The 16589-nt window shown below is 52.6% G+C and carries 10 protein-coding genes; 4 read left to right on the forward strand and 6 right to left on the reverse strand.

The genetic code is table 11. The features are described from left to right. Positions 1-267: 267 nt before the first annotated feature. The 6 genes from MV421_RS01665 to MV421_RS01690 form a co-directional block, all read right to left on the reverse strand. On the reverse strand, positions 268-429 hold the full coding sequence (locus MV421_RS01665) for a hypothetical protein (RefSeq protein ID WP_297517739.1): 162 nt from the start codon (positions 427-429) through the stop codon (positions 268-270). Between the two features lie 282 nt (positions 430-711). Further along, positions 712-2037: a CoA-disulfide reductase gene (gene cdr, locus MV421_RS01670; protein ID WP_297420930.1), complete on the reverse strand. Its 1326-nt coding sequence runs from the start codon at positions 2035-2037 to the stop codon at positions 712-714. A 91-nt stretch (positions 2038-2128) separates the two neighbouring features. After that, on the reverse strand, positions 2129-3295 hold the full coding sequence (locus MV421_RS01675) for a 60S ribosomal export protein NMD3 (protein ID WP_297420933.1): 1167 nt from the start codon (positions 3293-3295) through the stop codon (positions 2129-2131). Positions 3296-3350: 55 nt separating this feature from the next. Next, a complete protein-coding gene (locus tag MV421_RS01680) occupies positions 3351-3650 on the reverse strand; it encodes a DUF424 domain-containing protein (protein ID WP_297420935.1) in 300 nt (99 codons plus the stop codon). A gap of 74 nt (positions 3651-3724) precedes the next feature. After that, entirely contained in the window at positions 3725-8224 is a 4500-nt protein-coding gene (locus MV421_RS01685; protein ID WP_297503479.1) for a S8 family serine peptidase, read from the reverse strand. Between the two features lie 258 nt (positions 8225-8482). Continuing rightward, positions 8483-12037, reverse strand: coding sequence for a C1 family peptidase (locus MV421_RS01690; protein WP_297517742.1), 3555 nt, complete (start codon positions 12035-12037; stop codon positions 8483-8485). 292 nt (positions 12038-12329) lie between these two features. Between MV421_RS01690 and MV421_RS01695 the strand changes: the two genes are divergently transcribed. From MV421_RS01695 to MV421_RS01710, 4 genes are read left to right on the forward strand one after another with little or no spacing between them, the layout of a single operon-like run. Continuing rightward, the gene (locus tag MV421_RS01695) at positions 12330-13004 is read left to right on the forward strand and encodes a hypothetical protein (protein ID WP_297421122.1); all 675 of its coding nucleotides are present in this window, start codon (positions 12330-12332) and stop codon (positions 13002-13004) included. Then, complete coding sequence (locus MV421_RS01700) at positions 13001-13999, forward strand: hypothetical protein (RefSeq protein WP_297421062.1); 999 nt, start codon at positions 13001-13003, stop codon at positions 13997-13999. Before MV421_RS01695 ends, MV421_RS01700 begins: the two co-directional genes overlap by 4 nt. Then, entirely contained in the window at positions 13986-15098 is a 1113-nt protein-coding gene (locus MV421_RS01705; RefSeq protein WP_297421064.1) for a hypothetical protein, read from the forward strand. Before MV421_RS01700 ends, MV421_RS01705 begins: the two co-directional genes overlap by 14 nt. Continuing rightward, positions 15083-16498 (forward strand): glycosyltransferase family 39 protein, encoded by a 1416-nt coding sequence (locus tag MV421_RS01710; protein WP_297421066.1) that lies wholly within the window; start codon positions 15083-15085, stop codon positions 16496-16498. Before MV421_RS01705 ends, MV421_RS01710 begins: the two co-directional genes overlap by 16 nt. Positions 16499-16589: the final 91 nt, after the last annotated feature.

Consider the following 16589-nt stretch of genomic DNA (forward strand, 5'->3'; position numbering starts at 1 on the left):
ATAAGGGATTTAAATCTAAAATCCACACCTGTAGGGCGTCAAAGGGGAGAAACCCCAAAAACGCAGTAATAAGGAATTCTCTCAGTTTAGTATTCCAAATGGCCTCTGACCTCCTTTCCGCCGTGAATGGCGAGGGTTCGAGTTAACCCCTCGCTAAGGGCGGTTCGGTTTACGGGCACTCATCCACCTACTCCCGTCACCAGTTTCGGTTCAGCCCGAAGGCACGGTCTCGTGCCCATTACCCCTACCAGCCAAAGCCGGATGGGGTTATTGCTTTAGCGGCCACTCAATGAGTTTCAAACCGCTCAAGGCGGTTTTTGAGAGGACGCCTACCGGCGTCTTCCTCCCAATGGCGGGAGGACGCGATGAAACCCCTCGTCTCATCGGGTTGTCCTTGAGTGGCCTCTCCGAGGCCTTATCACACTCCAAAGTTTAAAAGGGTTTTGACTGCTTAAAGACCGAATCCTAGATTACTACATCCCCAACCCTAAAGGACGAGGCTTTCGAGAAGAAAAAAAGGTAAGGAGCACCGTCCACATAAACATGCCAAAGAGCGCCTCAACGGACGTTATACTCGTCCGATTCCAACTGGATAATGATCGCGGAGGGCCAGACAAGGATCGGTCTCTTCTAACCCGTTCCGTACTTGCAGATGACCTCCTCCCCGTCCCAAAGGGCGAGGCTTGTCAAAAGAAAAAGGTAAAAAGAAACTCAGAACTTCAGAACCCTCATCAGAACTATAAGTGGATCCCAAACCAGGGCGAATGGTGGTGCGTACGCTAAATCAGTGAAGAAGGCATCCTTAGTGGTGAAGCCCGCTGTCAGCATTGCCGCGGCAGTGTCTATCCTCGACAGTATCTCGGCGCCGACCGCCTGAACTCCGAGCAGTCTGTTCGTCTCGTTGTCCACAACCCCCTTTAGCCATATCGACCGCGAACCGGGGTAGTAGTGCGGCCTCGTTCCTGCCTTTATGAAAGCCGTCCTGACGTCATAGCCCTCCCTCATGGCCTCTGTCTCCGTGAGACCGGTCTTTCCAATCTCGACGTCGAAGAACTTCGTGACGCTCGTTCCAAGGACACCGGGGAAGTGGATTTCCTTTCCTGCTATGTTGCTACCTGCAACGTAGCCCATCTTGTTTCCGGGTGGTGCTAGAGGTATCCAGACTCGTCTTCCGGTCAGGAGGTGCTTGGTTTCTGCAACGTCTCCCGCGGCATAAACGTTCTCAATGCTGGTCTCCATCCGCTCATTCGTCCATATCGCACCAGTCTCGCCTATCCTAACGCCTATCTCCCTTGCCAGCCCCACGTTCGGTCTTATGCCTGTTGCGACGATTACGAGGTCGGCCTTGTACTCACCGGCGTCGGTTATCACCTTCTCAACCCTTTCCTTACCCTCAATGCGGAGCGTTATCTCCTCGGTTCTCAGGTTGAGCCTCTTCCCCATCTCCTCCTCAAGAACGTCCGTTACTTCCCTGTCGAAGGCATTCTCCATGACCCTCTCGTTCCTCTCTATGAGGGTGACGTTCTTCCCCTGGGCCGCAAACGCTTCTGCCATCTCGACGCCTATGTAGCCGGCGCCTATGATGACGACGTTCTCCACGGGGCTCTTCTCAAGGTATCCTCTTATGGCAACCGCGTCCGGTGGAAGGTCTGCTGTGAAAACACCTGGAAGATCCATGCCCTCTATGGGTGGCACCCTTGGCGATGCTCCGTTCGCGAAGACCAGGTAGTCCCACTCGTAGGTCTTCTCTCCATCAGGCTCCCTGACGCGGACCTTCCCTTGCTCGACTTCGATAACCTCGGACTTCATGTGCAGGTCTATGCCGCGCTTCTTGATGAAGACCTCCGGAGGGTAGTGCATGAGCTTCTCCGTGGGCGAGATGCCCTCGACGACGTAGGGAACGCCACATGGGGCATGGCTTACCCATTCAGTAGCCTCGAAGACCTTGACGTCCCACTCTGGCTTGAGTCTTTTAATCCTAGATGCAGCGCTCATTCCTGCCGCGCCACCGCCTATGATAACCACCGTCTTCTTCATTCTCCATCACCGGAGAGCGTTCTAAGCCTCTGGTTAAAAAGGTTGATGGGCAGGAACGGTCATCGAAGTGGTTGGGAAAGGAGAAGAGAATTCATCCCTCCTTTGAGAGGAAGTACTTCCTCCCCCTGACCTCGACCATTTGATAAACCTCCCCCTCCCTGAGGGGCCTTTTTGGCTTCTCAAGCTCGTAGGTCTCGTAGGTCTTCATGTCCATCATCTGAACCTCTCCAAGGGTGATGCTCGTCACCATCGCCTCGCTCCTCTCGTGCTCAACCGTATCGAGTTCCTCCTGCTTAACCGTCTTCCAATTGAGATGCTTGCCCTCCCCCGTGCTCAGGTTCCTCAGCGAGAGGCCCCTTCCGTCCACCTTCTCGACCGCATAGACTTTGCCCTTCTTATCGGCCACTATATCGCCCCTCCGGAACTTCGGGATTCTGATGCTCACGCTCGTCCTGTAAGTTTCCCTGCTAGTCTGCCTGTCAATGCCCACCAGCTCGTAGGCCTCGCTTACCATCCCCCCAAACTTCTCCTTTATAGCCTGGGCGAGCTTTCTCGCGGAGGACGTTGACCCCATGTAAAAGTCCACCCCCTCCTCCTTTTCAATCGTGTCCTGGATGAAGCCCATCCGGTCCCTGCGCATTATCTCGTCAACCTTTTCCTCTACGAGCTTTCCAATGGCCTTCCTCTCCTCTTCCGTCAGGGGCCTTCCATCGGCGCGGACCTGGAGGACGGCCTCGAAGTAGCCCCCAAGGAACTTAGAACAGCGCGGGCAGACGGTCTGGCGGACGTAGACGGTGACGTGCTTCCGCTCGTCGTGAAGCTCGCGCTGAAGTTCGTGCGTTTTCGCCTTAACGCGGACCTCGTAGGTTACTATCGCGGGGAAGTACTCGATATGCCAGTCTATCGGCTGGAATGCAATAACGGCCCTCCCAACCGGAAGATCATCAATATTCTCCAGTTCTTCCATTGAAGCGACCTCATATTCTCTGATCTTCCCGCTCAGTGAGTCCTCAAGAGTCTCGAGAAGCGCGTTGTCAGCAACTTCAAATATCAACTCCTCAAGTTCATAGCTCTTTGGGTCAACCCATACTCCCCTCTTCTTGTAGCTCCCACAGTTCTGGCAGAGCTCGGTGTTTATCTCGTCTCCAATTAGAAGGACAGGGTTCTCCTTGCGGTAGCACACTTGGCAGAGTCCCTCGATTAGAGGACCACCTTCATCCTCGCTTATTCCACATCTGTAGCAGAACCTCTCGCCCATGTTCCCACCGGTGGTAAAAACGGGGCCGTGCTTAAAAACGTTGAAGTTATTGGAGTCAAAAGAACAGCCGGGCCATCTGAGCGTGTGGAATCCCATCCACGTAGAGCACTCGATTCCTATCAATGTAGCCAAGCTCAACGGCTTTCGAGACACAGTGCTCTCCCGTAAGGTTGGCTATGGTTGCATCTGCCAAGAGACTTTCCAATGCATCCTCCTCCACGAGTTCACCTTTGTAAAATCGTTCTTTGACCTCGAGCTTGATTTCACCCTCCCTGAATGTCTTCCCAAGCAGTTCCTCGTCGCATGCCGCCAAAAGAACCTCACCCTGAGTGCGATAGACTTTAACATATATCACAACTTCCACCTGCAGGAGAAACGCGTGGTGCCTTAAAAGCTTGTGCCTGCAAAACAAAAGGATGAAGGGAGGCATCAGCCCTCCTTCTGCATGTCCTCGATTGCCCCCTGAAGGAGCCTCACCGCCTTCAGTTCGTGGACGTAGGCCTGCCTAAGTGGCATTATAAGGCTCGGGTCGCCGAGGTGTATGATTATGTTACCGCCTGCAAGGTCTAGTGCTTTCTGGTAATACTGGGCCGCTGTCTCGTTAAGACTCTTAGCCTGCTCAAGGATAGTATCGTTGACGCCGAGCTTGAAGGCCTCACTGTAAAGCTTCTCAAACTGCTGGCTGTACATGTTGTAATAGCGGTAGCCAATGTAGTTAAGGGTGGACAGCGGGATCTGTGGGATAGCGAAGTCTACCTTTATGCTAACCGGTGAAGCGAACTTGACCGTGACAAACAGGTAAACTGCGTAGGTTTTCTTGACTGTGTACCAGGATATCAAGTGATCCCTGGGTACGACCACAACACTGTTCACCTTGGAGTCCTCTGGGAGGATAATCATCATGGTGGCGTTTGTTCCGTGGGTGCCGTTAACGGTTAAGCTCACCTGACCCCACTTGATGGAGCTGCTGACTACCTCAGCGTTGCCCTTTACAATGTTGATGCTCATCTGCTTGGTTGATGTAATTGGCTGGTGGAAAGGTTCGGCGACTTTCTTGACGAAGGTACCCTCATAGTCCTTGTAGTAGGGTGTCACGACCTTTACGTGGAACTCGACTTCACTATTGGTCGGGGTGTAGTAGAACTGAAGTTCCCCGTTCTCAGCTACGTACTGCCTGCCGTTTATGTAAACGGTTGCCTCACCGTGGATTGGCATCATTGTTGCCGCGTCGAGTATCTTAAGGGTCATGAGGCTGGCTTTTCCCATGACAAGTGAACCCATAAGGGCAACGTAGGTCTCCGGCAGTCCAGCCTGCATTATGACCGGAGAGTACGAGAGGGCTATTCCAGTATCCGCATCGTTGAGGCCCACAACTCCAAGGTAGGTTCCGTCGTCAGGGAGATTTACATTGTAGTCGATGCTCGCGGAGGAGCCTAATGGGAGGGTGAAATTAGATGTTTCAGGGGTTATCTGCCCGTTGTCGCTGAGAATCTGGTGGTAGTAAATGTAGCTCATGTTGGCAACCGGAACGTAGTATCCATGCACAACAGTCAGGTAATACCCTGGGGCCGGCATGAACTTCTCAAAGCTTTCGTAGGAAGTTGGACCAATCTGGTTAGTGTAAATGCGAGTCGCGTTCCTTCCCAATACCCCGCTGTTCAGGTCTGCCATGAGTGCATTCCAAGTGGAGTAATACAACACGTAGAGGTCAAGGTCTGCACTTTTGTTCTCCGGCGCGGTTATGCCAGTTCTGAGATAATAAACCTTCCGGCCGCTCGTTGCGTTTATGATGTCCACAATCTTCCACTGGCCCTGGTTGATTGTTTCAAGGAATCCTATAGCCCTATCAAGTCTGCCGAGACCGTAGCCGAAGGGTGTAACGTTTACACTGCTCATTGTGTTGGTATAGGTGGCGCTGACCGTGTAGTTTCCTGGTCCGTTGACATCTTTGTAAATCCGCTCCGGTGTAACAGTAACGCCCTCAAGCTGGACGTCAATGCTATAGTGGGACAGCTCATAGCCGGTTCTGGCGTAGCTGCTGACACTAGAGTAGGCGGTTACCTCCCAAGTTCCCGGCTGCGGGTTGGGGATCTCCCAAGTGTAGTTAAGGTATGGGGTTCCAGCACCGACGAAGTAGTACCCGGGGACCCCAATGTACTTGACAATACCACGCGGGGTAGCTATAACCGGCCTAACCCTGCCCATGGGGACACCGTTCTCATCAACGGGAACGCTCATGGTTATCTTGAGGAGTTTGGTTCCAGCAGGGACGTCGACGTAGTAGTGCTTGGCCTGACCCGATAACTCAGTATCGCTTAAGTGTCCGGTCGGGGCGTCGTTCTTGTTTATTGGAACGGTCACTATAACTGGAACGGCGCCGTCGATGTAACTGGTGCTCGGATCATCGATGTAGACGTAGCCAACGTAAGTTCCAGGTTTCTGAAGCTTTGAGTAGTCAATTGTAACGTAGACGAGACCCGTGGTGGTGTAAAATCCTGACTCACCCATACCGATGGCAGCATGAACGGCCTTCTTGTTGACCATGAGCCAGGGTTCACTTGTGAATATCCTGTAGGTACCACTTACGAGGTTCAAGTCACCGGAGGCCCTGTTGTAATCCATCCCGTAGATGTATATCGGGACGGCAACGGGTCTCTCGTTCCTGAGGTAAACACCCCTATAGAGGTACGGAAGGTTGTGTGCAAGTTGGAACCAGCCGTCGAAGAGTATGTTTGCAACGAGAGGAAGCTCTTTCTCGCCTAGAGCGTTCTGGTAGGGTGCAAAGGTCGTCCCTGCATAGATGTAGGTGGTCTTCTCCTTGCTGAGCTTGATAAGCTCCTGTATTGCCTTGTCAACATTGATGAGACCGTAGCCTTGGTCTATCGGGAGGGCACCGCTCATCGGATTGGCGGATAGTTCAAGTGCCCTCTTTATCATGAAGGGATCATAGGTCAGGTTGTGAGCCTTGGCATAGCTGATGAGAAGTGCCGCGGCACCGCTGACGTGCGGGGTGGCCATCGAGGTTCCGTCCCAGAAGTCCGATGCCCAAGTTCCGTAATAGCCAAGAGACCATATCGGCAGGCTTGAGAACACGAACTCACCTGGGGCCATGACGTCAGGCTTGACCATGCCGTCAAGGCGTGGCCCTCTGCTGGAGAAGCTGGCCGGACCGGTGTAGACGTCTTTAAGACCATAGAAGAAGCTCCAGCTGGTTCCGTTTCTTAGGGCACCAACGGTTATAACGAAGTCAGCATCGCCAGGTGAACCTACTGTGGTGGTGCTGGGACCTGAGTTGCCGGCGGCTACCACGAAGGTGACGCCAAACCGCTCGGTGAGCAGGTCGGCGTAGTAGTTCTCGGGGGACTCAAGGCCGTCATTGTATCCGCTCCAGAGACCGCCGAGGCTCATGCTTATGACGTTTGCCCCTTTTAGAGTGGCGTCGATCATTCCATAGATTATCCACGAGTCCTGTCCATAGCCAATACTCGAGAGTGACTTAAACTCCATAAGTTGCGCACCGGGAGCAACACCCTCAAGGCCTGCGAAGTAGGTTCCAGGCAGGCCGTAACCGGCTATAGTTCCTGAGACATGGGTGCCGTGCTGGCCGCCGTCCCATCCGAAAACAGCGGTGTTCCCATTGAGACCGCAGAAGACGACGCTGTTGTAGATGGTGCCATTGGCAAGCTCAGTGGGTGAAGCTGAGCCTTCCATGAAGGTCACATAGTACGGGTTGTTAACTGAACCCGGTCCGAGGAGGAGGTAAGCACCAGTCCTGTCAAAGGATCTAGCCTGCTTAGCTCTACTCAGATTAACATCGTAGGTATAGTTCCCTCCGTTTGGAACGGTCATCATTTTCATAAGGAGAGTGCCGTTAAGTTCAACTGGAGTCCCGTTTTGGAAAATTATCGCAACCTGCGTGTTGGCGGGGGTCAGGTTGAGCTGGAGGGGAACCGGGTAGAAGTAGGTGTCGTTGTTTGGATCAACGAGAACCAGATAAACCTCATCGTAGTTGTGGTCGAAGTTTATGTCAAAGTATCTCTCAGGAAGGAACCCGAAGCGGTAAGTTCCATTGGTGACGTTGACGTCTCCAAAATCGATAGTAACATTAACCTCATTAAGGGTCGTGTACTCACTCGGTCTCATGACTAAGGTGGCGTAGGGACCCCAGTCTATCGTGACGTTGTTGAGAACGATGTCTACGGTGCCATTGACGACTTTACTTGAGTTAAATGTATACTTAAGGTACGCGTTGCCCTCACCTGTCTCATCAAGCCAGTAGATGATCTTTCTCCTCCCGTCAGGGGTCTGCTGGAGGTAGGGCTGGGCGACGTCGGCACCGGTGTCTATGACGGCAACAACGGCACCTGCACCGGTCACGTTGTACTCTTCCCTGGCCTGTGGGGCATCGATTGAGTACATATCCCAGTCAAAGGGATTATACCCGCCCGCTCCCGTTGAGGTGAGGGTATTTATCGGCGCCTTGGGATAGGCCTCGGGCTTCATAGGCTTCGGGAGTTTTATTGTCCTGTCTTCCCAGACGTAGGCGAGGCCTTTCATGGACTTGAGAAGAGGGAGCTTATCAACGGGGAGCGTGGCTACTATGAAATCGTACTTGGGTTTGCTTATCGGGGCGATCCTAGCTCCAAGGTTCTTCAACTCTTTAATAACCAGAGCACTGTAACCCCTCTGGGGAGCCATTATTAAGCGGACTTCCTTCTTATTTGATGCCGTTAGTGTCCCGTGGAGTATACCCAAATACTTTGCAACGTTAGGATTCAGTTCCTGGAGCGTCAGAGGGCCATTGGGGGTTGATACCACGCGGGCCTGTGAGTTAGAAGTAGACGTTGCTGCGGTGTATGGCATAAACACCGGGACTACTGACAGCAACATTACAGCCGCTACAAAAAGGCTCAAAACCTTTCGATTCATTCAAACACCTCCTGTAGTAATGGGCAACACTACTGTAAATCTTGCATTAATATAAATATTTCGCTCATGTAAGGAGAATAAAAGGCCTCAATAACTATAAAACATCCTCTATGACTTATTCGTCGCATGCCGCCAAAAGAACCTCACCTTGGATGCGGTGGATTTTAACGTATATCCCCCACCGGGGAGAAAAACGCGCTGAGCCTTAAAAGCTTGCTCATTATAAAATAAAGAAAATTAGAAGAGATTTAGAGGGCATCAGCCCTCCTTCTGCATGTCCTCGATTGCCTTCTGGAGGAGCTGTACTGCATACATTTCATTGAGATATGCTTTTCTGAGAGGCACTATAAGGCTCGGGTCACTGAGGTGTATGATTATGTTACCACCGGTGAGGTCGAGTGCCTTCTGATAATACTGGGCCGCGGTCTCGTTAAGACTCTTAGCCTGCTGAAGTATCGTGTCGTTAACACCAAGCTTGACGGCCTCACTGTAAAGATTCTCAAACCGCTGGCTGTACATGTTGTAATAGCGGTAGCCAATAAAGTTAAGGGTGTTTATGGTTATCATGGGCTTAACCGGAACCTCCGTGTATCCATCCGCCTCGATTGTCGGGTCCTCCTTGAGGACAACGAAGACGATGCCGCTCTGGACGTAGTAGTAGCCAAGTGGGTTGTTCTCATCGGTTGTAAGCTGCACCTTCTGGCCGTTCTTCCAGACATAGATGTCGGTTATGTTGATGTTCCTGAGGGCAACCACTGCAACACCGTGCTCGCCGATCTTAACATCCGCCTTTATGGTAACTGAGTAGAGATCCTTACTGCCTTCGCTCTTGACCTTCCGGGTGCTAACCACGGCGTTAGTGAGGGTGGCATTCCACGATGCCGCGAGGCTTACGTTGTTGTTTCCGCTGATAACGTTCTGAACGGCGGTTGCATTAACGACAATCGAGGGCACGTTGTTGACGAGCGGAACCTGAACCTCAACGTTCCCGGTGGAGGTTGAAACGTTGGCGACTACTGTGGAGCCGTTGGCGGTAACTTTGGCAGAGCCACCTATTACTCCAACGGTAACGTTCTGGGTTTCGGTGTTAACCTCCGTGATCTTTGCTCTAGTGTGGACGACAAAGTGGACCTCTGCCATGCCCGTGTTGTTGGCAGTATCATCGGCTGTAACCGTAAGGGTATATGTACCGCTTGCAAGGCTGAGTGGGGCCTCATAGAGACCGGTTGTGTTGTTGTAATCCAAGGAGATAGTCTTTCCATCGACGGTTGCGGTAACGTTGGTTATGTTGAGAACATCTACGACTTTCACGGAGAGTTCAAGTGTGCTGGTGTTGTAGACAGTCGGCTCGGGGCTCTTTATGTAGACCATCGGCTCCTTTATGGTCACAACTCTCTGGGGCAGTGCAACTTCCTTGCCGTTTGGATAGACAACGACCACAGTGTAGTTGTAGGTTCCTGCCGGTAGCTGGAGGGCCTGGTCAATTCCCGTGCCGTAGTAGTAGAAGCCTCCCTCTTCGGGTGTCAACTGGTATTCCTTGCCACCAATGAGCACATAAGCGCCCTCAAGTGGCACTATGCTGGCAACGTCGACTTTGAAACTTCCAAAGTTAACGGACGAATTGCTTGGGAGCGAAAGCGGACCGTAGTTGGCTATCGGAACGGTGGCGGTAACAACAGTTTGACCCCCATCGGGGATGGTGACCTTGCTGGTGTTGGCCGCTATCGGGTACTTGCCCCAAGGTGTCTGAAGGAGTATGGTGAAGTTGTACACATAGCCGGTTATATTGTCCTTGAGAAGGTCATGTGGGGCAACAAAGAACGTGGCGTAGTATGGAGTTACGTTGGGATGGGTGGATATGTAGTAAGTTACGTTCCAAATGGCGTTGCTTATATCAAAGGCCATTGGGCTGTTCGGGAACGGGTGGTCCTGCGGAAGGTCTGCGGCGGTTGTCTTGTTGGTTATGTCGCTCCACAGGTAGTCGCTCCAGAAGTCGAGGAAGTTGTGCTCCCATGTGTCATTGCTTACCATTACTCCAACTGGGATACCGGCTGGGATGAACTGAGTGTTACCATACACCCCATCGACAACCTCTCCCCTAACCGGGTGTTTTATGCCAACTACTGCCATAAGGTCCGGTGTGTAGTTGGCTGCCTTTGGCACGTAGACAAAGGCTGAGCTTCCACCCCAAGATACCGGCCACTCTATCTGGTACTGAACCGGGAAGATTCCATCGACTGTGGTGTTGAAGTACTCACCGGCACTGCGAACGGCTTGGTACGAGAAGTACCAGTATCCGTTGTATCCCCAGTCCGTACCCCACGAGTTCACCATGAGGAGGGCTCCCTGTCCGTCTGGGGTCTGGGCAGTGTCATCGTACCCAACTATTGTGACGGCGTGTCCGCCCTGCCAGTTTTGGTAGTAGTTGTTAAAGTTCAGGTAAGGTGCCCTTCCTTGGAGGTATTCACCGATGGGCACGTAGTGTATCATCCACTCAAAGTTTGCAAGGGTGAACAGTGCATCAAAGCCGTTGTTGAGGAACCATCTCTCACCGTTCACTGAATAGGTCGAGAGGTAGAACGTGGCGTTGGTTATCCAGCTCTGGTTGCTGATAAAGCTGGCGTTGACGGCAGCCTCAAGCTGTCCGGCCGCTACATACACCGGCTCGTTGAGATTAATTCCAAGCTTGTTCTGGAGGACGTCTTTCATTAAGTCAACCGACATGTTGCCCTCTTCGATCATCCTCAAAAGCGCTGCAGTATTGCCGGTTGTGGCAGATGCCCAGACGTTATAGTTCCTTTGAGCGTAGTCAAGGAGGTCTTCTACGGTCCACGAGGCGTATGAACCGTTGGTCCAATACTCCTGCCCGAACTTGTTAGCATAATGCGCGTAGAACTCAAGGTACCCAAGGAACTGTCCGGGCTGGCCAAGGAATTGGAAGCTTGGCAGGACGTTTATTGTTGTCTGGAGAACGTATCCTTTCGCGAGGAGTGCCTTGGTGTAGTTCCACTGGGTAGCGTTGGTGAAATTCAGGTAGTACCACTGACCCGGTATCTGGTACAGCTCGGGGGTACCTGGTTCGTAATACTGCCACGCATACATGGCGCTTGTGCCGCTGTTGTGTGCGGCTTCTTCCCACTGGGTGAGGTTGGGCCAGACCCAAGCGTAGTTAGAGGGATCTCCATACGGGCCGAGAACATAAAGCGGGAAGTCATTAAGGGGAACCGCACCAATGGTGGATATGAGGTTCATCGCGTCCCAGGGGTTACTCCCCTCATCAGCACCACCATTGATGAGGTTGTAGGTAAATGTTGGGTTCATGATATCGCTGGCAGTACTCGGGTGAGGGTTGTTCCTCCACCAGTTCAGCATGTAGGTCCATACATAATAGGTTGAACTCCAAGCGTTGCACGAGCCAACGTAGCCCTGGTTCCCAATGGGTGGGAGGTAAAGACTGTTGTTCATTTCTGCCGGCAGGGTTGTGGGAACACTTGAAGTCCCGTTCGGGAGAAGGATGCTGGCGCTTATTGGATTAAAGGGTGCATTTTTGACTGCGGTCTCAAAAGCATTCTGAGTCAGGGGGTTAAAGTGGAATCCAACTACCTGCTCGTACTGGTCTAAGGGTGCCTTTAGAGCACCCGTCCTGTGAGCCATCAATGGCATCATGTCGTTTGTGAACCTCTGCGGGAGGGTGACTTTGGTGGTAGCTCTAACCTCAGGGAATACAGTAGCGGAGGCAAGTGTAGCGCCCATTGAAATTACTGCCGCCAACATCACTACCGCGACTAAAAGGCTCAAAGCCTTCCGATTCATTCGAACACCTCCGATCATAATGGTCAACACTACTGTGAATTCAGCATGGATATAAATATTTCGTTCACAGTGGGGGATAAAAGGCCTCAATGACCATAAAACATCCCTCCACGGCCCATATCTACCGGTAACGCTCGATAGATTCGTAAGATATCCAAAGAAGTGTGTACCCCCTTGAGAGAGTGAGCATGAGCTAAATGTCCCATTTGTGAGGACATCAAGTATTCTCCAGGAACCTACCAAAAGGCATAAAACGGGCGAAAGCAGAGAAGAACGGCGGATGGTGAGACCAATGAAAAGAAGAGATCTCGTTCTAACTATCACCCTGATTCTGCTTATAGCAGCCGCTGGTGTGGTCCTCAATTACAGCACGGAGCACTACAAAGGCGGTGAGATTTACGAGGCCGCAAACCATGCCTACGGTCTTCTTGTCAAGGGATTCAACGTCACGATAACTGTAAAAACTGTGAACGGGAGCATTATCAGCGGCACCCTCTTCAGTGTCCAGGGTTCGACTATATACATAATAAAGGATGGAAAAGTGCTGAGCATTGGGGGGCCAAGCTCAACAATGGAGGAGATAAAGGCTGAGGAGATACACATCTCCTATAAAGGAAAGGTCTACGTCTATGATCTCCCACCCCAACTGGGAAAGCTCGGTGATATAATAGATAACCTCAAGGTTCCGGCTTACTCGGAGAGGTTCGGCGGGACTATCTACATCGAGGGCAACATAAGCCCGATAACCCTCGGTATGCTGAAGTACAAGGCGGACTACAAGTCCTACGGCTCCCTAACTATAAACCAGATGAGTTCAAACGGTGCCATAATCACCGCTAACAGGGTTCCGCTGAGCTTTTTAAAGGAATACCTAAGTGGGTACAGGGTTTACATGTATGGCATCCTCTACGTGAACTCGAACGAGAGGAACCTGAACCTCAAGCTCCTTGAGGTGAGGACTGGATGAAGGGACTGCCCCTACTGATTCCAGTGGCTTTCATAACGTTCATAGCGATAGGACTTGCCGAACCCAAGACGATAGCCGTTGGGACTGCCTTTGCCATAGCGATGGTCCTTGGAATATACTGGGGTGATGGAATTGAATGGGAAGATCAAGGCCTGAGGTTCAGGGATGAGTATGCGGTCTGGGCCTTTTGGGGGTCAATAGGAATAATCGCCCTTCAAATCCTCCTGCTCGGAAAGGTGCCTCTCCTCGACCCGGCTATAAGGACCCACCTCCTGCCTGAACTGACAGCCCTCACCTACTTCCTCGGAGTCCCGTCGAGCGTATACCTCTTCCTCAAGGGAAAGCGCTACTCCCTCCTCTACCCTTTCATCGTTGCCCTCTACGCCTACAGGACCCCGGTTCTAGTTGACCTGCTGGCTATAGGCTCGGCCTACTACGAGAGACTGCGCTCCGAGGGAAAGCTTAAGCCAGTCCACGTAGTGGCTATACTCATGGGCGTCCTCATTATGGGGGCTGTGATGACGGAAATGCGGGGACAGGGCATTTCAAGCCTCTGGACGAGGGTGCAAAGTTCTACCTCGGTCCTCGACGTGATAGTCTGGCGCGGGGACTGGGCAGGTACTTACCATGGGGAACTCCAATGGCTCGGAGTCAGCTCATACTTTGAGGGGGGTTACTCCCCAAGGGGGCTTGTGGCGAAGTTCCTCTACGTCCACACCGGTGTGACGATAACCCCTACTCTACTCGGGGGGATGTACCTTGACTTTGGGGTGTTTGCAATCTTAGAGGGCCTCCTCTTGGGGCTTTACTATGGTATGATACAGAACGCCCGGAACCCGGTCACGCTGTCCCTCTACTACGCGACCCTAGCGTATGGGCTGGTGGGGGTTGAGACCGGGATACTCGACCTCCCAGTTTATCTGCTGTTTCTGATCGGAGCCTACATCTTGGTGAAGGGATGGCAGAGAAGGAGGGCGACGCGTGAGGCCGTCTGATGCGGCGTTTGCAGTGGTATGGGCATATCTCGGAGCGGCCCTTACTGGGAAGCTCATCTACTCGGACATACTCGGAAAACCCCTTGTTGCCCCTGCAGTTTATGCCGTCGTATTCCTCCTCACGGTCATGGCATCGTACGTGCTCTGGGGCAAGAGCAATTCCATGATTCGCTGGAGAGAAGCCCTCTACCTTGGTCTTACCCTCCTGTTCCTCATTCCCCTAGGGCCAGTTTATTTTCTCGCGGGCATCCCCGCCATGGGGCTGGCCATTTGGCTCCTAAGAAAGGCGGTATTCCTGGGGAGGGCCAGGAGGATAGGAATTATTGGGGGGGTTATAGCCGTAGCACTCTTCTCCATTGGCATAGTCGCCTTTGGCGTCCCGCTGATGAAGCCCTGGCTGAGGTACACGGTAGCGAGCGTTCCCTTTCTGGCCGCGGGGGATGTTTTGATAATCGCCATCGGGGCGTACCCCTCCCCCTGGCTCATGCTCCTCGGACTCGTGATAGCCATCGTAGGAGCTTCTAGGACGGTCGGAATAGGGGTTCTGACGGCTTACATACTCGCCGAAGCCTACGGGGGCATCTCCCTTAGGGCGTTCGTGAAGAAGAAAAGCCTGCTGATCCTGACGATTTTTCTCTTCGCTGCGATGCTCCTAGCGCGATACTGGGTAACAAGGCACCTCTACCCCGACTGGAGTCTCGGACTCATTGGAACGCTTTTTTACAGGGTTGGCTCAACCTACACCGTCTACGAGCACCTTTTTGAGTGGGGAATGCCCTTCGGAAATCACATCCTCCTCTTCCAGAGTGACCCCACTGGCTACGTTGGCCACCTCTTCGGCAGGGATGTCGGCTACACTTATTCACTCTTCGGCCAGCCGGCCTACGATTTTGGGATAATCGGGATTGTAGAGGCGGTTTTTCTCGGGGTGCTCCTAAGGGAGGCGGACCGCTCGGCAGTAACCGGGACCTTCGCCTTCACCCTCCTCGTCCTCATGACGGAGATAGGTATAGAGGGTGCCTTCCTATCGGCCTTATCCTACGCGGCGTTCCTCGGGATAAAGTTTGATATGGGTGATGCAGGATGGAGAAAAAGGTGACGGTTATCCTAATCTTCGCCTCCGCACTGTTGCTCCAGCTGTTCTCGCTTCCCCCCAATGACACGCTGACCTACGACGGGGCACTCTACATTGATATAGCCAGGAGCCTCACGCACGGCATCTCTAACTTCACCTATCAAGGGATATACATGATGTACCGCCCCCCTCTCTACCCGTACACACTTTCGCTCTTCTACCACTTCATCCACGAACCGCTGAGCCAGCTGACCGTTGCTAGGCTCGTTTCGGCGGTCTCTTTTGCCCTCACCGCCGTCGTTACGTACCTGCTCGCCCAAGGGATGTTCCGGAGCGAGGTTAAAGCCCTCGCCGCCGTGGGGTTCTTCATCTTCAATCCACTGGCCTTCACTATGGGGACCAGGGAGCTTGTCCACAGTGAGTTCACGTTCTTCTACACGCTCGCGGTTTATCTCTTTTATACCGGGAAAAAGAGCGGGAGAGGGATGAGAATCTACGGGGCGTTCATTTCAGCGGGTCTGGCAATACTCACAAGGTACACTGGGCTTTCGATAATAGCGGTCTTCTTAGCATACTTATGGTTCACTGAGGACTGGAGATGGATTAAGAGAAGAGAGTACTGGATAGGGTTTGGGATTCTCCTCATGACACTGCTCCCCTGGTTCTACCTTGGGCACGTTCACTATGGAGGGGTTTTCAGACCCTTCAGTATTGCCTCAAGGGTTGTAACCTTGGACAGACCGGTTTCGGTGTCGAACTACTTCCACCTCCTTCTGAAGGACATGGGGCGCGTCCTGCCCGCCATAGCAGCCATAGGCTTCCTCAGGTTGAAGAAGGATGACGAAGGTTGGTTGCTGACAAGCTGGCTCTTCATAGGTTTGATGGGGATACTAACGGTAACCCACAAGGAGACGCGTTTCATCACGTTCCTAGCACCTGCAATTGCATTGATGGCGGTGGAGGGAGTTGAGCTTGCCGTGGATGCCATCTCAGAGGCACTCAGGCGGTTGGGAAAAGAGTCGGGGGTCAGGAAGAGAACCGTCCTTGTCGCTGGAATAGCATTGCTGGTGCTGATCCCCGTGGCATCGAGCGCCCACAGTCTGCACGAGCGGTGGAACATGGAGGGGGCGGCCGAAGCGACGGTTCTATCGAGGATTTCAGCAGAGCATCCAGCGGAGAGTCTTCTAGTCTCGCCGGGTCTTTACACGATGGCCGGGTTCTACTATCCCCATGCGAGGGTTGACATGGCTCTAGATAGAAAAACGGTGCTCCAGAGGGTCAGTGAGGGTTACTATGGAGTCATAATCCTCAAGGAACCCTCAAATCACCTTAACATCGAGGAGAGCGGACGGTACGTCCTAACCGAGGAGTTCTACAATGGAAAGTTCAGAATCTACCTCTTGAAAAAGAACAAGGAGCGCTAAAGGCGTGAATGGACACTTCAAGCCTCTCTTTCATTTCTGTACGCTGAAGAACACTTCTGTATAGTTAATTTTAAAAGTGAACTCCCGATAT

It is taken from the genome of Thermococcus sp. (genome assembly GCF_027023865.1).
Lineage (GTDB): Archaea > Methanobacteriota_B > Thermococci > Thermococcales > Thermococcaceae > Thermococcus.